The organism is Sorangium sp. So ce836 (assembly GCF_028553905.1).
In the GTDB taxonomy this organism is placed as follows: domain Bacteria; phylum Myxococcota_A; class Polyangia; order Polyangiales; family Polyangiaceae; genus Sorangium; species Sorangium cellulosum_D.
In genome coordinates this window covers 1,083,965-1,104,668 of sequence record NZ_CP102233.1, presented here as the reverse complement: position 1 = coordinate 1,104,668, position 20,704 = coordinate 1,083,965, and the positions used below count along the sequence as shown (strand labels likewise).

The 20,704-nt window shown below is 72.1% G+C and carries 15 protein-coding genes and 2 tRNA genes; 8 read left to right on the top strand and 9 right to left on the bottom strand.

The annotated features are described in order from the left end of the window. Positions 1–69: 69 nt before the first annotated feature. Both NQZ70_RS04190 and NQZ70_RS04185 read left to right on the top strand, forming a co-directional pair. Positions 70–1,869 carry a glutamate--tRNA ligase gene (locus NQZ70_RS04190; protein WP_129573053.1) on the top strand — a complete coding sequence of 600 codons (1,800 nt, stop codon included), beginning with the start codon at positions 70–72 and terminating at the stop codon, positions 1,867–1,869. Between the two features lie 82 nt (positions 1,870–1,951). Further along, positions 1,952–2,869, top strand: a complete 918-nt coding sequence (locus NQZ70_RS04185; protein ID WP_129573052.1) for a glutamate--tRNA ligase family protein — start codon at positions 1,952–1,954, stop codon at positions 2,867–2,869. A gap of 122 nt (positions 2,870–2,991) precedes the next feature. Here NQZ70_RS04185 and NQZ70_RS04180 read toward each other — a convergent pair whose 3' ends face one another. Continuing rightward, a complete protein-coding gene (locus NQZ70_RS04180; RefSeq protein WP_165373780.1) occupies positions 2,992–3,129 on the bottom strand; it encodes a hypothetical protein in 138 nt (45 codons plus the stop codon). 250 nt (positions 3,130–3,379) lie between these two features. Here NQZ70_RS04180 and NQZ70_RS04175 point away from each other — a divergent pair, with 250 nt between their 5' ends. Further along, positions 3,380–4,693, top strand: coding sequence for an MFS transporter (locus NQZ70_RS04175; RefSeq protein ID WP_237245011.1), 1,314 nt, complete (start codon positions 3,380–3,382; stop codon positions 4,691–4,693). A 350-nt stretch (positions 4,694–5,043) separates the two neighbouring features. Further along, a complete protein-coding gene (locus NQZ70_RS04170; RefSeq protein WP_237245007.1) occupies positions 5,044–5,679 on the top strand; it encodes a hypothetical protein in 636 nt (211 codons plus the stop codon). Between the two features lie 577 nt (positions 5,680–6,256). Here NQZ70_RS04170 and NQZ70_RS04165 read toward each other — a convergent pair. The 6 genes from NQZ70_RS04165 to NQZ70_RS04140 all read right to left on the bottom strand — a co-directional run bounded on the left by NQZ70_RS04165 (position 6,257) and on the right by NQZ70_RS04140 (position 15,778). Then, positions 6,257–8,140, bottom strand: a complete 1,884-nt coding sequence (locus NQZ70_RS04165; protein WP_129573051.1) for a protein kinase domain-containing protein — start codon at positions 8,138–8,140, stop codon at positions 6,257–6,259. An 85-nt stretch (positions 8,141–8,225) separates the two neighbouring features. Then, positions 8,226–10,223 (bottom strand): globin family protein, encoded by a 1,998-nt coding sequence (locus tag NQZ70_RS04160; RefSeq protein WP_129573050.1) that lies wholly within the window; start codon positions 10,221–10,223, stop codon positions 8,226–8,228. 699 nt (positions 10,224–10,922) lie between these two features. After that, a tRNA-Met gene (locus tag NQZ70_RS04155) sits at positions 10,923–10,999 on the bottom strand. A 359-nt stretch (positions 11,000–11,358) separates the two neighbouring features. Beyond that, on the bottom strand, positions 11,359–12,909 hold the full coding sequence (locus NQZ70_RS04150) for a polysaccharide lyase family 1 protein (protein ID WP_237245006.1): 1,551 nt from the start codon (positions 12,907–12,909) through the stop codon (positions 11,359–11,361). 304 nt (positions 12,910–13,213) lie between these two features. Beyond that, positions 13,214–13,290: transfer RNA gene (locus NQZ70_RS04145), tRNA-Met, on the bottom strand. A gap of 115 nt (positions 13,291–13,405) precedes the next feature. Further along, positions 13,406–15,778 (bottom strand): ATP-binding domain-containing protein, encoded by a 2,373-nt coding sequence (locus NQZ70_RS04140; protein ID WP_237245005.1) that lies wholly within the window; start codon positions 15,776–15,778, stop codon positions 13,406–13,408. A gap of 233 nt (positions 15,779–16,011) precedes the next feature. Here NQZ70_RS04140 and NQZ70_RS04135 point away from each other — a divergent pair, with 233 nt between their 5' ends. After that, positions 16,012–16,512, top strand: coding sequence for a hypothetical protein (locus NQZ70_RS04135; protein WP_129573048.1), 501 nt, complete (start codon positions 16,012–16,014; stop codon positions 16,510–16,512). Positions 16,513–16,796: 284 nt separating this feature from the next. After that, positions 16,797–17,897, top strand: a complete 1,101-nt coding sequence (locus NQZ70_RS04130) for a hypothetical protein (RefSeq protein WP_129573047.1) — start codon at positions 16,797–16,799, stop codon at positions 17,895–17,897. Here NQZ70_RS04130 and NQZ70_RS04125 read toward each other — a convergent pair. Then, positions 17,894–19,036 (bottom strand): D-alanine--D-alanine ligase family protein, encoded by a 1,143-nt coding sequence (locus tag NQZ70_RS04125; protein WP_129573046.1) that lies wholly within the window; start codon positions 19,034–19,036, stop codon positions 17,894–17,896. The two genes, NQZ70_RS04130 and NQZ70_RS04125, sit on opposite strands and share 4 nt — an antisense overlap. 70 nt (positions 19,037–19,106) lie before the next feature. Continuing rightward, positions 19,107–19,439 (bottom strand): hypothetical protein, encoded by a 333-nt coding sequence (locus tag NQZ70_RS04120; RefSeq protein WP_237245004.1) that lies wholly within the window; start codon positions 19,437–19,439, stop codon positions 19,107–19,109. Between the two features lie 272 nt (positions 19,440–19,711). Here NQZ70_RS04120 and NQZ70_RS04115 point away from each other — a divergent pair, with 272 nt between their 5' ends. Both NQZ70_RS04115 and NQZ70_RS04110 read left to right on the top strand, forming a co-directional pair. Then, positions 19,712–19,975, top strand: a complete 264-nt coding sequence (locus tag NQZ70_RS04115; protein ID WP_207217738.1) for a hypothetical protein — start codon at positions 19,712–19,714, stop codon at positions 19,973–19,975. A gap of 213 nt (positions 19,976–20,188) precedes the next feature. After that, positions 20,189–20,695 (top strand): hypothetical protein, encoded by a 507-nt coding sequence (locus tag NQZ70_RS04110; RefSeq protein ID WP_165373779.1) that lies wholly within the window; start codon positions 20,189–20,191, stop codon positions 20,693–20,695. Positions 20,696–20,704 lie beyond the last annotated feature (9 nt).

The following is a 20,704-nucleotide window of genomic DNA, read 5'->3' as shown; positions in this document are numbered from 1 at the left end:
TTGACAAGGCCTGGCGGGCGTGCAATGGCTGCCCCCCGCCCGATGTCAGACCTGGAGCGACGCGCCCTCATGGACAAGCAGGCAACGAACGAGACGACGCTTCCCGTCACCGTCCGCGAACCGGGCCCCGGAGAGGACCGCGACGAGCTCGTGCGCCTCCTGTTCGGCGACGCCGCCGCGTCGGCCAAGCGGCCCGAGGAGTACGAGGCGCGCTATCCCCGCCGCCCCCTGCCCAAGGGCGCGATGGTCACCCGCTACGCGCCGAGCCCGACCGGGTTCATGCACATTGGCGGCATCTTCGTGTCGCTCATCAACAAGCGGCTCTCGGTCCAGAGCGAGGGAGTCTTCTTCCTCCGCCTCGAGGACACCGACGTGAAGCGCGCCATCCCCGGCGCGCTCGACACCATCGTCGACTCGCTCGCGCGCTTCGATCTCTCGCCCCAGGAGGGCGTGCTCCGCGCGCCGGCGAAGGAGGGCGGCGGGCCAGAGGCGCGGGGCGAGTTCATCCAGCAGGGCAGCTACGGCCCCTACATCCAGACGGAGCGGGTCGAGATCTACCGAGATTACGCGATCGACCTCATCCGCCGCGGCTTCGCCTACCCCTGCTTCTGCACCGTCGAGGAGCTCGACGCCATCCGGCAGGAGCAGATGGCGCTCACGGTGAAGCCCGGATACCACGGCCGGTGGGCGAAGTGGCGCGACGCGCCGCTCGCCCGGGTGAAGGACGCGCTCGCCAGCGGCACCCCGTTCGTGCTCCGGCTGCGCGCCCCGGACGACGTCTCGGGCCGGGTCGAGTGGAAGGACGGCGTGAAGGGCGTCATCTCCATGCCGGTCAACGATCTCGACACCATCCTCCTCAAGTCGGACGGCATCCCGACCTACCACTTCGCCCACGCCGTCGACGATCACCTGATGCGTACGACGCACGTGATCCGCGGCGACGAGTGGATCTCGTCGATGCCCCTCCACCTCCAGCTCTTCCGCGTGCTCGGGTTCAAGCCGGTCGAGTACGCCCACGTCCCGCCGATCCAGAAGCTCGATCGCGTGGAGGAGACCGACCCGGAGACGGGCGAGCAGAAGGTCTCGGACGCGCGCCGCAAGCTGAGCAAGCGCAAGGATCCCGAGGCGAACATCGAGTATTACCGGGAGATCGGCGTCCCGGAGACGGCCACGATCGAGTACCTGCTCAACATCGCCAACTCCGCGTTCGAGGATTGGCGCAAGGCGAACCCCGACAAGCCCTATTCCGCCTTCCCCCTCAAGCTGAACAAGCTCGCCCCCGGCGGCGCCCTGAGCGACCTGGTCAAGCTGAAGAGCGTCAGCCAGGCGGTCGTGAGCCGGATGAGCGCCGAGGAGGTCTACACCCAGGGGCTCGACTGGGCGAGGGCGTACGACAGGGAGCTCGCGGCCCTGATGGAGCGAGATCCGGAGTACACGAAGCGCGCGCTCGGCATCGAGCGCGGCGGCAAGAAGTCGAACAAGCGCATCGTCACCTGGCCCGACCTGCGCCCTCAGCTCTTCTTCTTCTACGACGAGCTCTATGACGGCCTTCAGTCGTTCGATTTCCCCGAGAACGTCCCGGAGGCGGACCGCTCGGCGGTGCTCAAGCAGATGCTCGACGCCTTCGATCCGGCCGACTCGAAGGAGGCGTGGTTCGAGAAGGTCCGGCAGATCGGGGTGACCCTGGGCTACGCCGGCGAGGTGAAGCAGTACAAGGCCTCTCCCGAGTCGTGGAAGGGCCATGTCGGCGACGTCTCGATGGTGGTCCGGGTCGCGATCTGCGGGACGCGCAACAGCCCCGATCTGGCCGAGGTCATGACGGTGCTGGGCGAGCAGCGCGTGCGGGCGCGCCTCGCGCGCTTCCTCTGAGGCGCGGGGTGACGGGCCCGCGGGCGGCGCGCCAAGGGCGCGGGCGGCCCGAGCGCCGCGTCCGGCGGCGGCAGGAGGAACGATGAGCGAGGTGTGCCGGTTCGCCCCGTCGACCACCGGGCCGGCCCACCTCGGCACGCTCGCCGCGGCGCTGCTCGCTTGGCTCGACGCGCGGTCGCGGGGCGCGCGGCTGCTGCTCCGGCTGGAGGACCTCGATCCCGACCGATGCCGGGCCGAGTTCGCGCGCTCCCTGGAAGAGGATCTCGCGTGGCTGGGGCTCGATTTCGACGAGCGCGTCGAGCAGCACACCCGGCGGGCGCACCACGAGGCGGCGATGGACCGGCTGGAGGCGCTCGGCGCGCTGTACCCCTGCCCCGCGACGCGCGAGGAGGTGCGCGCGATCGGCCGGCGCGCGCCCGACGGCGGCTGGGCCTACGACAACCGCGGCCGCGGCCGCGCGCTGCCGCCCGGCGGGTGGCGCGCGAGCGCGGAGCCGATCCGGGCACGGCTGCCGGACGGGGTGTTCCGGCCCGTCGACGAGGGCGGGCTCGACCTGTCGCAGGAGCCCGCGCTGGCGATGGGCGATCCGGTGGTGCGCCGGCGCGACGGCGCGTTCTCGTACCAGCTCGCGGTGGTGGTCGACGACGGGGCGGCGGGCGTGACGCGCGTCGTCCGGGGGCGCGACATCGCGCCGAGCACCGCGACGCAGGCGGCGCTCCAGGCGCTGCTCGGGCTGCCGGCGCCGGTCTACCGCCACCACCTGCTCCTCCTGGAGGAGCGCGGCGGCAAGCTGGCCAAGACGCACGGTGCGGCGCGCGGCGCGGCGCTCGCCCGGAGCGCGCCCGCGCTCTCTGGCGCGCTCGCGTGGTGCGTCGGCCTGCGGGATCGGCCGGAGCCGTGCACGCCGGCGGAGCTGCTGCGCGAGTTCAGCTGGGCGAGGGTCGCGACCGCGGACCGGGTCGTGGCGTGGCGGGACGGGGAGCTCGAGGTGCGCTCCTGACGAGGTCGCGCCGAGGAACAGCGTCGCCCTCTCAGGCCTGACAGCGTCGCCCTCTCAGGCCTGACAGCGTCGCCCTCTCAGGCCTGACAGCGTCGCCTTCTCAGGCCCTTGATGAGCGCAGGTCAGGCGGGCAGCGGCGAGGCGACGAGGCTCAGCAACGGAAACAGGGCGACGATCGCGTTCGGACGCGGCAGATCGTCGTCGTCGTCGTCATCGCGCCGGCCATCGCGCCCGCGACGGGAACGGCTCCCGAACAGCATCCAGGCACGCCGCGCTTGCGCGGCTAGGTCGCGCGCTCGGCCAGGCACGGTGTCGTCTCCATGGGGCATCATGTCGGGCAGCCGCTTACCACGATTCTGGGCCGACGCGCCAGCTTTCTGCGCGCAGGCTCGACCGCTGCGCCCCCCGAACTGCGGATCGCCGAGACAGAACGCTCTCTCCGACGAACGGAACAGCCTCACTGACTTTTGATGGGGTGGGCGCAGGGCGTCCCTGGCGGCACGCGCTCGAATGCGCCATGAACGTCGCCCGGACTCGTTCATGGCCGCCGATCTCACCGCCCTGAAGCCTTCGTCGCCTTTCGCCGCCTTCGAATCGCACGATTTCCGCGCGTACGCGGCAGCTCGCCTGCTCGCCACCATGGCGTACCAGATGCAATCGGTCGCCGTGGGGTTTCAAATTTACGACCTCACGCGCGATCCGCTCGCGCTCGGCTACGTGGGTCTCGCCCAGTTCCTCCCCATCGCGGGGTTGTCGCTCGCCTCCGGGCACGCGGCGGATCGCTTCGATCGGCGAGGGATCCTCCTCCTTTGCTACCTCACCTCGTCGCTCGCGGCGCTCGCGCTCTTCTTCCTTGCGCGCGCGCCGAGCCCGAACGTGTCGGCCATCTATGCCGTACTCGTGCTCCTCGGCACGGTGCGCGCCTTCCAGGGGCCAGCCGGCTCGTCGCTCCTGCCGTCCCTCGTGCCCGTGGCCCACTTCCAGAACGCCGCGACGTGGCAGTCGACGCTCTGGCAGGTCGGGGCCATCGGCGGACCGAGCGTGGGCGGGCTGCTCTACGGCGTCTGGAAGGCGCCCGCGCCCGTCTACCTGACCGCGAGCCTCGCGCTCGGCGCGGCGTCCGCCGGCCTCCTGGCCGTGCGGGCGCGCACGGGGCGCATGGAGAAGAAGCCGCCGTCGCTCGCCACGGCGTTCGCCGGGCTGCGCTACGTCTACCGGAGGAAGATCCTCCTCGCGTCCATCTCGCTCGACTTCGTGGCGGTCTTCCTGGGCGGCGCGGTCGCGCTCTTGCCCATCTTCGCGACCGACGTGCTCCGCGTCGGCCCCCAAGGGTTCGGCCTGCTGCGCGCCGCGCCCGCGGTGGGGGCCGGGCTGATGGCCGTGCTCCTCGCGTTCCGGCCGATCGGGCGACACGCCGGGACGAAGATGCTCCTCTGCGTGGGGGTGTTCGGGCTCGCGACGGTCGTGTTCGGCCTGTCGCACAGCTTCCTCCTCTCGCTCGTCGCGCTGACCGTGATCGGCGCCGCCGACATGGTGAGCGTCGTCGTGCGGATGACCCTGGAGCAGCTCGCGACGCCGCCCGAGATGCGCGGCCGCGTGAGCGCGGTCAACATGGTGTTCGTCGGCGCCTCGAACGAGCTCGGAGAGCTCGAGTCGGGCACCCTCGCGAGGCTCATCGGGACCGTCCCTACCGTGATCGTCGGCGGCCTTGGGACGATCGCCGTCGTGCTGCTCTGGGGATGGCTGTTCCCCGAGCTGCGCGCGGTGGACAGGCTCGAGGACACGCGCGCGACCTCCGAAGAAGACGCCGCCGAGAAGGCGTGACGAGCGCCGCGCGCGACGTGCGCCGCGCGCCCGCGCGGGCTCACGCTCGGCGGCGCGCAGCACACCGCCGCTGCCATGCTCGCGCCGCGCTAGACGAGAGATGAACGCGAGTCGCTCTCGCGAGGACCGAAGGAAGCCAATCCACGCTTCGGCCCCGCGACGAACGCGCGAAATGACTCTGCTGCGAAACCGCTTGCGCACCGCGTACCGCCGTCCGCACGATTGGCAATTTGACGAGGACGGTACAAATGCACGCTGGGCGGCACGCAATCATACAATGCATGACGATAATCGCAGCCAGGCTGTTCTAATTGCTTGACACAGAGGGACAATAGGACCTTACATATCTCATGGACTCGATTATCGCGTGGGCGGTCGGTATCATGATCGCATGGGCCCCGCCCGGGACGAGCCACATCAAGGACGCGGTCGAGACGCCCGAGGACGGCCGCGCGCGCTATCACGAGATCGCGCGCGCGGCGGCGAAGGTGGCGTATGATCCCGAGTTGAAGCCGCTCTTCGGCGGCCCGCGCGGGCGAGCCGAGACGATGGCGCTGCTCCTGTCGATCGCGTATTTCGAGAGCGGCTACCGCCGGGACGTGGACCTCGGCCTCGGGAAGCTCGCGCGCGGCTCGGGGGTCGACTCCTGTCTGCTCCAGATCCGCGTCGGCGCCGGCAAGACCCGGGAGGGGTGGTCGCACGAGGACCTCGTCTCGGATCGCGAGAAGTGCTTTCGCTCGGGGCTCGCGCTGATCAGGCGATCCTTCGGGGCGTGCCGCAAACAGGAGGCGCGCGACCGGCTCAGCGCATACACGCGCGGCAGGTGTATCGTCAACGACAAGCACTCGAGAGCACGTATCGGACGCGCGCAGAACGTGCCGCGCGCGCCGATGGCGGACGAGGCGGTGCTCGCCTCCATGCAGGGGGGCAAGGTCAAACCCGCTCCGCGGACGGCCCCGGCGACGGCGGCCGGAAACGATAGCTAGACGCGGCCGGACGAGGACCAGGAGCTTCCGAGACGCCCGGCCCCGCCTTCCCGCTGAAAGCTCGGCTAGGCGCCAGGGACGCCGACAGAAAAGCTATCGTTGACTGGCGCCCTCGGAAGATCGGCAGATCAATCGCTCCTCGAGCACCTATGCTGTGGAGCAGATTCTGGCTCAGGCCGGTCCGATGCCCTTTGGCTCGGAGAGCCGGGGTGCTGTAGATTCCCCGCCAACACGGGAGGACGACGATGAAGCTCACCTATGTTGCAGTGCGCGGACGCGTGGAAGTCGCCAGGCTCATGATGGATCTGAGCGGCGTGCCTTACGAAAACGAGCTCATTCCTCTGGAGAGATGGATTCAACCAGCTGCTCCGCGCGACGACCGCCTTCTTCTCGGCAGACCGCGTCCGCGCGTACGTGCGCAGCGATCGGCGGCCGCGCACGTGGACCATCCCCATGGCCACCTTCGGCGGGACACCGGAAGAGACCCACCAGTGGACCGACTGAGGTCCGACCGGGCCGGAGACGCCACCTTCGCCCTCGACCAGCCCGGCAGCGACGGCTCGCCGCGGCGCGCGGCTCAGCCGCGGAGCAGGGACATGGCCGCGTCGGCGGTGAGATAGCTCTTGCTCTTCATGCCGAGGCGGATCGACGACAGGCTCACCTCGGGCTCGCCCTGGATCGCCGCGAGCGTCAGCGCGTTGTGGCAGTAGATGTTGATGAGCTTCGGGCTGCCGCCGCTCCTCGCGTGCAAGAGCTGCTGTGACGCGAGGTCCAGCTTGAGCCCCCGCCCGCTCCCCCCGACCGACCGCATCCTGAAGTCGATGTACTCGATCATCTCCTGCTGCGTCATGCCGGGGAGCAGGAGCGATTGCGCGCCGGTGTAGAGCTCGCGCGGCACGCCGTTCGACGCGAGCGTCGCAGGCAGATCGGGGGCGCCCACCAGGATCATCGACAGCCGGCCCAGCGGGGCGCAGCGGAGGATGTCGTGGAGCTCCATCAGGAGCTCGTGATCCTCCGGATCCACGCCGTCGATGACCAGGACCGCGATCGCGTCCGGCCCGGCGCGGAGGAGCGCCTGCCCGAGGAACGCGTCGACGAGGAACTGCTGGCTCAGGGTCGGGGAGATGGCCGCCGCCCCCACCTGCCTGCACAGCGACACGAGAGGCCGCGTCCCGAAGAGCAGCTGCGGCTCGATCGTGAAGACGTGGATGCGAGGGACCTTGTTCTTGATCATCTCGCACACGAACGTCCGGCCGCTCCCGGGCTCGCCCACGAGGATCGCAGGGCGCTGCCCGGCGACGATCTGCGACGCCAGGGTCCTCAGGATCCAGGCATACGGGCCCGCATCCCAGAAGGAGCTCGGCTGCCGGATGTCGCTGAACGGATATCCGGTCAGGCCGAAATGGTCGCGGTAGCTGTACTGGCCGGTGAAATGCCCGAGCGCGGTCGAGCTGCTCACCAGGATCGTGCCCGTCGGCGTCGCGACCGAGCCCTTGGGCGCCGGCGGCAGCTCGCTCACCCGCGTGTCGGAGAGCTCCATCGTGGAGAGCAGGCTCGGGCGCTTGGGCTCAGGCAGCTCCCGCGGCCGCACGGTGCTGCGCCGGAGCATCAGCATGTCCTCGAGGAACGCCACGATGTGCCCGGCGGACGGCCGCTCCTGGGGCCGCTTGGCCATGCAGCGGCGCAGGAGCTCCGCGAGGAGCGGATCGATGTCCGGCATCGACACCTTCGGATCCGGGACCGGAGCGTGGCAGTGCGCCTGGAAGCAGCCGGCGAGATCCCGCGCCGAGTACGGCGTCCGGCCGACCAGCAGGTGGTAAAAGGTGCAGCCGAGGCTGTAGATGTCGGACGGGGGCGCGATCTCCTGCCCGGTCCACTGCTCCGGGCTCATGTAGAACGGCGTGCCCTCCAGCGAACGGGAGGCGCTGGTGCTGCCGAGCGGGCCGCTCTCCGGATGCGACGCCAGGCCGAAGTCCGCGATCTTGAGCGTCCCCGAGGCGTTCAGGAGGAGGTTCGCGGGCTTGATGTCGCGGTGGGAGATGCCGAACGAGGCCGCGAGCTCGAGCGCCGCCGCGGCCTCGCGCATCTTCTCGATCCCGAACTGCTCCGGCAAGCGTCCGCCTTGCTGCTTGGCCGCCTGCGCCATGGTCAGGCCGTGGACGTACTCCATGGCGATGTAACGGACGTCCTCGTCCTCGCCGACCTGGAAGATCTGCACCACGTTCGGGTGGAGGAGGCGCGCCGCCGCCCGCGCCTCGCGCAGGAAGCGGTCGCGCCGGTCGGGATCCGTGTCCGCGCTCCCCTTCGCGATGAGCTTCACCGCCACGTCGCGCTGGAGGACCGTGTCCCGGGCCAGGTAGACGGCGCCCATCGCGCCGATGCCGAGCAGCTGGATCAGCTGGAAGGGGCCCAGCCACTGTCCCGCAAGGTGGTTCAGCGTCATCGCAGGATCCGCGATCATCGGAGAGTCATTCCCATCTTGACATCAAACCCCTGCGCTCGCCCGGCGCATGCGTCGGCGCGAGGTCACCACCCGGCCGCGCGGCTCACAGCCGGCCCCCGCCCGGCCCCGCGTCGCTCCGCGCCCGGCCCCGCCCCAGGATGTGGCCCATCGTGAAGGCGGAGAGGACCAGGACCGTGACGATGATCGGCACGGCGTAGGTCGCGAGCGACGCGACGCTGGGCGACGCCCGGTCCGCCGCGGCGCCCGCCCCGGCCGCGGCCCGGTCGGGCCCGCCCACCGTGAGCAGGATGGCCGTGGCCATCGAGGCGGCGATCGAGAGCAACGCGATCGCGAGCCCGGCGACGAGGCCGCTCGGCCCGGTCGGCTCCTGCGCGGCCGCGAAGGCCGGCGCCGCGGGGGCGACGACCGGCGCCGCGGCGGGGACCGTCACGAGCGGACCGTCCAGCTTGACGTGGACGTTGAGGACCATGTCCTGCCCCGACCACGGGACGACGAGCCCCTGCGGGCCCGCCGGCACGCCGGCGGCCGGCCTCGGCCCCCGCGGCTCCTCGTGATCGACGCCGCTGCTCGCCAGGGCCTCGTGGGCCGGGTTCGTCTGGTAGTGCAGCGTGTCGGCGTCCTCGTCGATCGGGCTCCTCGGGCGCTTCTTCTGCGGCATCACCTCCGTCACGCTCTGCGGCGCCGGCGCCCGCGGCTCCGACATCGGCGGCCGCTGCGGGCGCTCGCGGGCCGGCGCCGCGTCGGCCTTGCCCTGGGCCCCGCCGGCGACGTGCTCGGCGGCCGCCTTCTTCATGACGTCGGAGACGAGGCCGTAGACCTCCTTCCACGCCACCTCGACCTCGCGCGTGAAGCCGTCGCCCAGCCCCTCGCGCAGCGTCCAGAGCAGCGCCTCGCCCACCAGGTCGTAGTGGCGATCGACGACCATGTAGCCGTGGTGCCGGACGCCGAGCGCCTGGAGCACGGGCACGAGCCGGCCGAGGTTGTTCAGCCCATCGACGGCCACGGCGAGCGTCTGCATGAGCTTCTTCTTCTGCTCGGCCATGTCGTTCTTGAAGAGCGGCCGCACCGACGGATCGAGCTCGAAGAGGCGGTCGTAGAAGAGCGCCGACGCCGCGTCCGAGATCGGCATCACCTTCGCCCACGAGCGCTGCACGAGCTCGATGGTGCGCTGGTTGATCGGCGCGCCCGCGCTCGGGCCAGCCGCTGCAGGCGAGGGCGCGGCGGCCGGCGGAGCCGGAGGCGGCTCGCCCTGCCACGGCGGGACGACCCCGACCAGCGTCCGCGCGGCCTGGGCCGACGAGGGCGGCGGCACCGACTTCGGCCGATGCACGGGATCCGCGGCCCCCGGGCGCGCCGCGGGGCCCGGCGCCGGCGGGGCGTGGCCCCGGGCGGCGTCCCTGCCGCCCGGCGCGGGCGTCGGCGGGAGCGCCTGCGTGGTGCCCACCGCCGCGTGCGCCGCGGCGCCCTTCTTCATGACGTCGGCGACGACGCCGTAGACCTCTTTCCACGCCGTCTCGACGTCGCTCGAGAACGCGTCGCCGAGCCCCTCGCGCAGGGTCCAGAGCAGCGCCTCGCCCACGACATCGTAATGGCGCTCGGCCACCATATAGCCCTGGTGGCGGACGCCGAGCGCCTGGAGCACGGTCACGAGCTTCGGCAGGTTGTTCAGCCCGTCGACGGCCACCGTGAGCATCTGCATGAGCTTCTTCTTCTGCTCGGCCATGTCGTTCTTGAAGAGCGGCCGCACGGACGGATCGAGCGTGAACAGCCGCTCATAGAACAGGGACGCCGCGGCATCGGAGATGGGCATCACCTTCGCCCAGGACCACTGCACGAGCTCGATGGTGCGTGCGCTCAGGAGCTCGGCGGGCGGCGCGGTGCGGGCGGCCTTGTTCAGGAAATCCGGGGCGCCGTAGGCCCCCGGCCCTCGCTGGGTGGCAGGCCCGGCCGACGTCGCGGGCAACGCGCGCGCCGCGGGCGCGGGCGCGCTGACCCCGCGTTGCGGCTTCGCGGCGTCCCCCGGCGTCGCGGAGCCGCGCGTGTTGGTCGGGGGAGCGAAGGGATCGTTCGGTTTGGCCATCGTGAGTTGTCCGCTGGGGGTTACCGGGATTGCATCGGTGAGTTGCGCGCTGTGGCGCGCGCGTTCAGAGCACAGGAGCTGCCGCTACCGCTATCCTACATCAGGGAGCCGGCGCCTGCCTACGGCGCGACGAGACCGCGGCGCTGACGAGGAGCGCGGCGCTGAGGAGCGCGGCGCTGACGAGGAACGCGGCGCTGACGAGGACTTCGGCGCGGCGAGGACCGCGGCGCGACGGCGGCGCGGCTCCCGCGGGGTGCGCGCCGCGGCGCTCTGGCTTTCCCCCGTGGATATCGCTGGAGAGCGACACGGGGTGGACCCGGCGCGAACGTCGGTGTCGGAAGAAGCGGTGCCCGCATCCCTGGTCCCCGGCCGCGCCTAACGCAAAGGGAGCGGCGCAAGGTTGGGGCATGGCCGAGGCTGCGGCCCCACGAGCTGGTGGGCGGGCTCGCATCGCCCGACGACGACGGGGCTCGTGGCGGTGAGCGGGACTGGCCGGCGGTGTTGCCGACGTGACCCGGCCGCGCGACGTCGGCGAACGGGAGGAGCACGCGCGGCCGCTGGACCGCAGCTGCCGTGCGGCGAGTCACACGGTCGCCGAGGCGAGGTCCCGGAGGGCTGAACGCGAAAAACGCGAGGCGGCCAGGTTCGGCCAGCCCTCGCGTCCTTTTGCGTCGCTTCGTGCTGTGCTGCTTCGGGTCGTGGTTGCGCGGGCGGGATTTGAACCCACGACCTTCGGGTTATGAGCCCGACGAGCTACCAGGCTGCTCCACCGCGCGGGAGGGAATCTACTCACGGCCCTGCGCAGGTCAAGGATTCTCTCACGGCGCACGTCGCGGTCGTTGCCGTGGCGGTCGCGCGGCAGCCCCTCAGGCTGGCTGACGGTACCGCCGGGCAGGCTCATCGCTGGGACATCGCGGGCGTGCTCGACGCCGAAGAGGCGCTCGCCTGAGAGGCGCTCGCCTGGACGAAGGCTCGGCTTCCGAGCTGGACGCGAGGTCCTGCGCAGCGCGCGACGAGCGCGTGGACGGTCGGAAACGGGATCGAGCGTGTCGTCGTGAAACGTGACCGGCTCCGATGGACGAGCGGGTCGATCCCGACGGCTCCTTCTGGCCGGACGCGTCCTCGCAGGCCGGGCTCACGGCACGAGCGAGCTCAGATACTCCTCGAGGTTCGTGTAGCCGTCGCCGTCGCGGTCTCCGTTCCGATCGTCCGCGTTCGCCGGGTCGAGATCTCGTGCGCGCTCCCACGCGTCCGGCATGCCGTCCCTGTCGGCGTCGCTCGGGGCGCTGCCCCCGGGCAGGGCGCCGACACCGTTCGCGAAGCCAAGGCTCGACTCGTTGCTGATCGTCGCGCCCCGCTTGCCGAGCGACGCCAGCTCGTCGAGCACGTAGCGATCCGCCTCGTCGCGGTGGATCGACGCTCCGGCGTGCGCGCTGACATACGCGTAGGCCTCTTGCGCGGTCATGGCGGGCACGTCAGGGAACTCGACGGAAGGCGCGTCCAGCCAGGTGACCGTGCCGAAATCGCCCTTGCCGAGGAGCCTGCCGTCGAGCGTGCCGTCCTTGTCGCTGTCGTAGTAATTGCCGTCGGCGTAAAGATTGTACGCGGGCGTGGGGCTATCCAGCGTGCCGCCCCTCGTCTCCGGGCCAGTGATGAAGTAGTTGCCCAGCATCGAGCCGTCCGAGCGGCCGCTGGTGTCGCCCAGGATGTAGCCGGACACGACCCAGTTGTAGACCACGTTGTTGACGAACTGCAGCGTGCCGCGCGCCTTCGGGTTGCGCGAGTTGTTGTCGATGTAGAGCGAGCGGATGATCGAGGTGCCGGCGGTGTTCACCAGGCCGCCCGTGCTGTGCGACTGGAGCCCCTGCGCGACGATCGAGTCCTGAAGCGTCAAGTTGTAGAGCTCGGCGCCGCTCTCCTGGTTGAGATCGAACGTGCCGTCGCGCCCCCAGCTGAGCGAGCAGTGGTCCCAGATCACGTCATGCCCGTTCGCCATGGTCACCGTGTCCTTGCCCGAGTCGCCCCCGGCGCCCATGCGGAAGCGGACGAAGCGTACGATGGTGTTCGACGCTCCGGAGAACGAGGTGCCATTGCCGTAGATGGTGATACCGCCGCCCGGGGCCGTTTGACCCGCGATCGTCTGGTTGCTCTTGAACACGAGGCGCGACGAGATCTCGATCACGCCGCCCACATCGAACACGACCGTGCGGTTCGGCTGGCTGATCGCGTCGCGCAGCGAGCCCGCGCCGGAGTCGTTCAGGTTCGTGACGTGCACGACGTCGCCGCCGCGCCCGCCGACCGCGTGTCGCCCGAACCCCTGAGCCCCCGGAAACGCGAGCACTTCGCCGCTCGGCGGCGCCCCGCCGCCGCCGGCACCGGAAGCCGCAGAGCCCCCGCCGGCAGGAGCGCCATCGCCCGACGAGCCGCCGCTGCCGGCGACCGTCGCCCCGCCCTCCCCCGCGGCACCACCGCTCGAGGCGACGCCCGTGATCGAGCTCGATCCGCCGCCGCCCACGGATCCTGCCCCGCCGTCCCCCGGCGCTCCAGCCGCGCCCGAGCCCGGGGGGCTGCCGCCGCCGTCGCCGCACGCGGGCGTGACGAGCGCCGCGAGCACGAGGAGAACAGCTGGGGTCGCGCTCGAGGCACGGAGCATGACCCCACGCGAAAGATCGCTGAGTCGCTTCATCGGCACCCTCCACGCGTCAGTGGCCACGGGTCCGCCGCCGGCCGTTCGTGGTGAGGAAGGATCGCCCCCGGCCAGCGCACCAGGCGGCACGGGGGTAAGGAGCGCGCGGGCAGCGGCAGAGGCGCAGTGATCCATGCCGGACCCAGTTGCTCGAGGGCGCGTGCACCCGTCACGAACCTTCAGGTCGATGCAGCCGAGAGACCGCTCCTCGACGCGAGCTTGCGAAGCACCGCGGATACGCGGACAGCAAAAAGCCCCGGGGGAATAACCACCGGGGCTGCGTGGGTTGGTCCTCAGGACCGTTTGGTTGCGCGGGCGGGATTTGAACCCACGACCTTCGGGTTATGAGCCCGACGAGCTACCAGGCTGCTCCACCGCGCGAGAGGGAATCTACTCGCGGCCCCCTGAAGGTCAAGGATTCTCTCACGGCACCATGTCGATTGTGTCGAGCTCGCCTCCGAGCCGGCCAGTCCCGGCTCCGCGCCGGCGGACGGCCTCAGCCCAGCCAGTCGGGCAGGAGCGGCGACGGCGCCGCCGTCGACACCACCCAGAGCTGGTGCGCCGCGCGCGTCGCGCCGATGTGGAGCAGGTGCCGCGACTCGTCGTCCGCCGGGTAGGTCGACGCGTTCGCGTCGACGAGCACCACGTAGTCGTACTCCAGCCCCTTCACCTGCCGGATCTCCGTCACCTCGACGCCGGGGCGGAACGCGAACTCGTAGGCGCGCACGCGCCGGAGGTTCGGGATCTCCGCCATCCTGAGGGCGTCGTAATAAACGTCCGCCTGCTCGGGGTGGCGCGCCAGGATCGCCAGCGTCGCGCGGGGCTCGCGGGCGAACAGCGGGCGGATCGCGTCGGCCAGGAACGCGACGGCGGCGCCGGCGCTCGGGAAATGGTGGTGCTCGACCGGCGCGCCGCTGCGCGGCGCGAGCGGCGGCGTCGGATCCGCGAGCGGGCCGAGCACCGCGCGGGCGAACGCGAGCACCTCGCGCGTGGAGCGGTACGCGATGCGCAGCGGCTCGACGTCGACCCGCGACAGGCCGAGATCGTCCAGCGTCGCGCGCCAGTCGCGGAAGCCGGAGTCCATGAAGAGCCGCTGCGCCGTGTCGCCCGCCAGCGTCACGCTGCGCGGCTCGGCCACCACGCCGAGCAGCACCGCGAGGTCGATCGGCGCGAGATCCTGCGCCTCGTCCACGAAGAGGTGCTCGTAGGTGAGCACGTTCTTCCCCTTGCGGAGCTCGCCCCGGAGGAGCTGGTACGCCCGCAGGAGGAGCGCGTCGTCCTCGGGATCGAGCACCGCGCGGTCGTCGCTCGAGACCTCGCGCGCGTCGGCGCCGCGCTCGTCGTCGCCCGCGGGCTCGTCGGCCATCGCCGCCTTGCGCTCGGCGCGATCGCCGGGATCGAGATCGAGCACGGCAGGGCACCGATCCGCGCACCAGCGCCACGCGCGCTTCACCTGCTCCGGGCCGAACTCGGGGTCCCCCGCCGCCTCGAAGGCGGCCAGCACCCGGTCGAGATCGGTGAGCAGGTCCGCCCAGAACGCGAGGGTGCCGCGCGAGTCGCGGCGCGCCCGCGCGTCGTCCTTGAGCTCCGACGCGCGCTGCTCGAGGAGGTGGAGCATCGCCGGGTGGGTCTTGTACCGGGTCACGACCGAGGGCGTGTTCTCCTCGACCGGCGCCTCGAGCCACGGGAACGCGCGCTTCCTGGCCACGCGCGCCCACTCGGAGAACGTCTCCACCGCGATGCCGCCCAGGCCGAGCGCGGGGAGCGCCTCGCTGATGTACGCGCGGAGCGCCGGGCTGCCGACGATGACGAGCATCTTGTCGGCGGTGAAGCGGCGGCCGCCGTTGTACGCGAGGAAGGCGAGGCGGTGGACGCCGATCGTCGTCTTGCCGCTGCCGGCGCCGCCCTGGATGACCACGATGCCGGCGTCCGGCTTCGAGATGAGCTCGAACTGCCGCGGGTCGAGGAGCGCGGCGATCTCCGGCAGGTGCCGGTCCTCGCGCGCGTGGAACGCCGCCCCGGTCCCGAGCCCGCCGCGCGCGCCGGCCGCGAGCGCGATGTCGCGCATGTCCTCGGGGCGCACCGCGCTGCCCTGACCGCCGGCGAGCTCGGTCGCCCGCGTCGCGATCTCGCGGAAGCCCGACGGCCCCCGCACGAACGTCCCCTGCGGCGCCGCGATGCGGTAGAGCTCGCCGTCGTCGATGGTCACGGTGCGCCGCACGAGCACAGTGCCCTCGACCTCGCGCTCGCCGAAGGTCTCCTCGTACTCCGCGCCCTCCTCGTAGCGGTAATAGATCTGACTGACCGGGGCGTGACGCCAGTCGACGATCCGCACGCCCGCGCTCGCGTCGACGAGCGTCGTGCGCCCGATGAGCACGTCGCGCTCGGGACGGCCCTTCTCCCGCAGGCGCAGGTGGCCGAAGTAAGGCGACTTCGGATCGACGGGCTCGACGACGTTCTCGTTCCGACGCGCGGCGATCCCTTGCAGGCGCTCCATCTGCTGCACCAGCGCCGGCACGTCCTCCAGCCGCGCCGCCGCGATCTGATCGCGCAGCGAGAGGAGCTGCTCCTCGTAGTTCTCGATGGGCGGCGGCCGCGACGGCTTGGTCGTGGCGGTGGCGAGGTGCGCGGTCACGCGGGCGAGCACGGCCTCCTCCTCGCGCACGATCGCCTCGCCGTTCGCGCTCAACCCGGCGCCGGGCGCGCCGGCTGCGGGCTGGGCGGACGTGGTCACGACGGTGGCCGAGGACGGCGCGGTGGACGGCTCTTCGGTGGGCGTGGGGCTCGTAGAACGATTCGCGGTCACGGGAATGCCGGTGCGGTGAGGATCGGGTGACAGGCTGAACAGCAGCGCCAGCGCGCCGGACATCCGTCGAGGCTCGCTGGCGCAGGAGGGTCGGACCTATTGACCGATCCGGCTCAGCTCCGCAACCGCCGCGTGGGGCCCCCCACCTGGGCGGCGCCCCGGCGCGCCCCGACGCGCCGGGGGCCGCCGTGCAAGCGCCTTCGCGGCGTGACGCGCCCTCCATCCGCGAGCGGATCCGCCGCGGGCGGTGGCGTTCTGGATTGAGGTCGCGTGGGTGAACACCGTAAAAGGCAGCGATGCAAAACTGCGCGACCCGGTCCGACCGGCTCCTCGAGCTGATCCTCTTCTCGCTGCGCGACCGCGGGGCGCTCTGCGCGCTGGTCCTCGCCGCCTACCGCGCCGAGCTGACCAGCCTGCTCGATCGCGTCTCCGCCGGCTCGATCGGGGACGACGAGGAGCGGGACGTCGCGTCGTCGTTCGTCCAGAAGGGTCGCGGAGCCGGCGCACGCGGGCGCGCCGGGGCGCGCCGCGCGGACCCCCGGATCAGCGAGGAGGACGCGTTCCTCGTCTACGATCTCGCCGGGTGCATCGCCGAGGCGGCGGCCGCGGCCCGCCTCCCGGTCGTCCGCCGCGACGCGCTCGCGCTGCGCGAGAAGGCGGCCGAGGTGCACGCCGGGGGCGAGCGCGCTGAGCGGGAGATGTTCGCGGCCGGCCTCAGGGTCATCGAGCGAATCCTCGACGCGGCGCGCGCGCAGCCCGCGCCCCGGAACGAGCCGGCGAGCAAGGACCTGAACTGAGCGCGGCCGGCGGGCGGCGGCGCGCCGCTCCCGTGATCTCCGTCCACGACCGAGCCGCACCAGGGCCGCGCGGGCGCGCGCACCTCTGGACGACGGCGCTCGAGGGCCGCGGCTCGCTCCCTGCTCGGGCGCGGGCGTGCGTGCACGCCGGGCGCTCCATCGCTGGCTCGCTCCCTGCACGGGGAGCCGCCGCGGGGCGCTCCACCTCGGTCCCTGGGATCCTCTCGCGTCCCGTCGGGTCGCTCCCGCGCTGAGGCGTTGCGCGTTGAGGCGTTGAAGACGACATGAGCACCCCCTGCGCCGGCTCCCTCCTCGCGCCGCGAGCGCTGCGAACCCCGCTCAGGCGCGCGGCCGCGAGCGCCCCGATGCGCGTCTCCTTCGCCGGAGGCGGCAGCGATCTCCCCGGCGTCGCCCTGCTGGACGGCGGGCGCGTCGTGGGCGCGGCGATCGATCTGCGCGTCCGCGTGGTCGTGGAGCCGTTCGATCGGGGCTGGGTGCGGATGGAGCTCGCCTCGCGCGGCCAGGGGCCGCCGGGCGGGCGCGCCGAGGCGGGCGCGCCGCGCGTGCTCACGCGGCGCCGCACGGATCCTCCGCGCGACGATCTCGCGTTCCGGCTGATCGAGGCGACGCTCGCCGCGACGGGCGTGGGCGACGGGGTCGCGCTCCGGGTCGAGACCGAGATGTCGCCCGGCGCCGGGCTCGGCGGCAGCGCGTCCGCGGCGGTGGCGGCGCTGTTCGCGCTGCGCGCCTCGGTGGGCGAGGTCGCCTCGCCGGAGGAGCTCTCGCGCGAGGCGGTCGCGATCGAGCGCGAGCGCCTGGGCAACGCGTGCGGCGCGCAGGATCAGGTGTTCGCGGCGTTCGGCGGGCTGCTCGATCTCGCCTTCGACGCCCGGGGCTGCTCGGGGGTGCGGCGGCTCGCGATCGGCAGCCCGGCGCTCGTGCCGGCGCTCTCGGCCGGGCTCTTGCTGGTGGACACGGCGGTGCGGCGCGTGTCCGGCGAGGTGCTGGATCGGGTGGACGCCGGCGCGGCACGCGAGGCGAAGGGCGAGCTCGTCGCGGCGGCGGGCGACGTCGCCCGCGGCTTCGAGATCGGCTCGCTCGCGCTGGTGCTCTCGGGCATGCGGCGCGGGGCGGCTGCCAAGGTGCGGCTGTCGGAGGCGGCGAGCGCCATCGCGGTCTCCATGCAGCAGCGGCTCGACGGGCTGGGGGTCGAGGTGCTCCGGATGTGCGGCGCGGGCGGGGGCGGGCACATCCTGATCTGGGCGACGGCGGAGCGGCACGCGCAGATCCTGGCGGCGCTCGGGCCGTGTCTGGTGCGGCGGCCTACGCTCGGGGCGGCGGGGGTGCGGCTCGATCCCGACGCTCACAGCGACCTGCGAGGCTAGGCGCTCGTCCTGAGGCGGGCCTTCCTGGCGCCGCGCTCGAGCGCGAGCGCGATGAGGCGCTCGATCAGCGCGCGCGGCGGGATGCCGCTCGCCTCCCAGAGCTTCGGGTACATCGAGATCGCCGTGAAGCCGGGGATGGTGTTGATCTCGTTCACGTAGAGCGAGCGGTCCGGGGCGAGGAAGAGGTCGACGCGGGCCATCCCCGACGCCTCCAGCGCGCCGAACGTGCGGAGCGCGAGCAGCTGGACGGCGTTCGCCTCGGCCGGCGAGAGGTCGGCCGGGATGCGGATCGTGGCGCCGTCGGCGTCGATGTACTTCGCGGCGTAGGAGTAGAAGCCGTCGGCGTGGCCGACGACGATCTCGCCGGGCACGGAGGCGATGGGGTCGTCGTCGCCGAGCACGGAGCACTCGATCTCGCGCACGCCCTCGATGCCCCGCTCGCAGACGATCTTCAGGTCGAACTCGAAGGCGTGCTCGACGGCCGCCTCGAGCTCGGCGCGCGCCGTGACGCGCCGGACCCCGACGGACGACCCGAGGTTCGCCGGCTTGACGAAGATCGGCCCGAAGCGGCCGCCCCCGGCGGCGGACAGGCCGGCGATCTGCTCGAGGCACGCGACCCGATCGCGCTCCCACGCGGCGCGGCGGAGCGCGACGTGAGGCACGATCGGGATCTCCGCGTCGCGGAGCAGGCGCTTCATCACGTCCTTGTCCATCCCCACGGCGGAGCCGAGCACGCCGGCGCCGACGTACGGGACGCCGGCCAGCTCGAGGAGCCCCTGGACGCACCCGTCCTCGCCCGTGGGCCCGTGCAGGACGGGGAAGACCACGTCGATCGGCGAGCGTCCGCCGCCCGGCACGGCCAGCGTCGCCTCGCCCGCCGGCCCCGGGTGGGCGTCGAGCGCGATCTCCGGCATCGCCTCGTTCAGCCGCGCGAGGCGGGGGTCGCGCGCGGCGCCGAGGAGCAGCGCCTCGTCCTGGAGCAGCCAGCGGCCGGACTTGTCGATGCCGATGAGCACCGGCTCGAAGCGGTCGCGGTCGAGCGCCTCGACGACGAAGCGGGCAGACAGGAGGGAGATCTCGTGCTCGGCCGATCGGCCGCCGAACAGGACGGCGACGCGCACCTTGGCGGGGTTCCGCATGGCGGCACCCTAGCCGCGATCGGGCGCGGGGGTGAAGAAGGCGGGGTCGGGGTGGCCGGGAGGCGCCGCGCTACTCGGAGAGGACGCGGAACGACGCGCGGACCGTCGCCATCGCCACGCGCGCGATGTGGCCGTCGGCGAGCTCGACGTCCACCGCGGTGACCTGCCCCTGGCGCTCGATCAGCCTGGCCACGCTCACCCTGGAGCCCCGGGCGACCTCGGCGCGCGCGACCTTGACGTCCGCGAGCGCCTCCAGCTGCACGCCGACGGCGATGCCGCTCGCCACCTTGGCCGGCGCCTCCTCGGCCGCGCCCGCCGCTCCGCCGGGGACGACCACGGCGAGCGCCGCGACGACGGCGACGATGAGGCTGCCCGCCATGCTCCTTCGACCGCGGATGAGCATCGGGGGTGATTCTACGCGGAAGGTTGGCGATGTCACCCGCGATGTCGCCGGATCCGGCGCTCCGTCCAGGGGGCGCATCGCGACGACACCGAGCGCGGCTGTCGGCACGGAGCCACAGCGGCGCATCGCGCACGTGGAGCGCGATCCCCGGAACGAGGAGCTCCACGCGTCGGCGGCGCGGCCGCGCCGGCGTGCTCCGCGACGCGACATCGAGCTCGGCAAAAGGGGCCCAATACGTGGTCGTCGCCCGTGTCCGATAACGGCGAGGAGTCATGATGAAGCCGAGATCGCTCTTTTCGATCACAGCCGCGCTGTTGTTTCTCTGCGCCTCGATCCCTGAAGCCGCCGCGCAGGACAAGACCCCTGCCAAGCAAGAGAATTACAGCTACACGTTCACGGACGACCTCCTCGATGCCTCGAACAGCAACGCGACGGGCGCCATGCTCCAGGTCCGGCAGCCCGGGCGCCGCGACAGGCTGCTCCGGCCGAGGCTCCACTTCATCCCGGAGATGCTCAAGTCGGTCGAGTCGATGTAACTCGATGTAACTCGATGCAACTCGATGTGACGATGTGACGATGTCCGGCGGGCGGCGCTCGTCGGGCCCGGCCCCGGGCGCGCCTGGGATTGACGCGTCCGTCGCGATGTGGTGCCATGACGGTGCTGCTCAGCTCGAGCCGATCGTCCGATGAGTCACCGCTTTCGTATCGACTCCTTCCCTGAGGTCGTGTGGATTGCACGAGGCTCCGACGTGCCGGCGCACGCAGGCGCCCAGCGGCTCTCGGCGCTGGAAGCGGCGTGGTGGCTCGACGTGCGCGCCGCCGACCCGATCTACGGCCGGCTGGCGCTCGCCGACATCTGTGATGCGCTCGGCCACACGCCCTCCTCGGGACCGTGGCTCGATCCGAGCGGGCTCCGGGCGCGGGTGCGGGAGGCGCTCCTCGACGGCCGTCTGGTCGCGTACCGCACGAAGCGCGTCTCCCCCGGCGCGCCCGTCCTGTCGCCGGAGCTCCCCGAGCCCAGCGGGCCTGAGCCGCCTGCCCGGGAAGAGAAGACCTGGATCGCGATTCAGCTCATGGACGACGCGGATCCGCCGCAGCCCGTGCCTTTCAAGAAATACCGCCTGGAGCTGCCCGGTCAGCTGCCCCGCGAAGGCTTGCTCGATCAAAACGGTCGGATCTTCGTCGAGGGGATCGACCCCGGGACGTGCAAGATCTCGTTCCCTGAGCTCGACGCCGACGACTGGCGGCCCGCTTAGGCGCAGAGA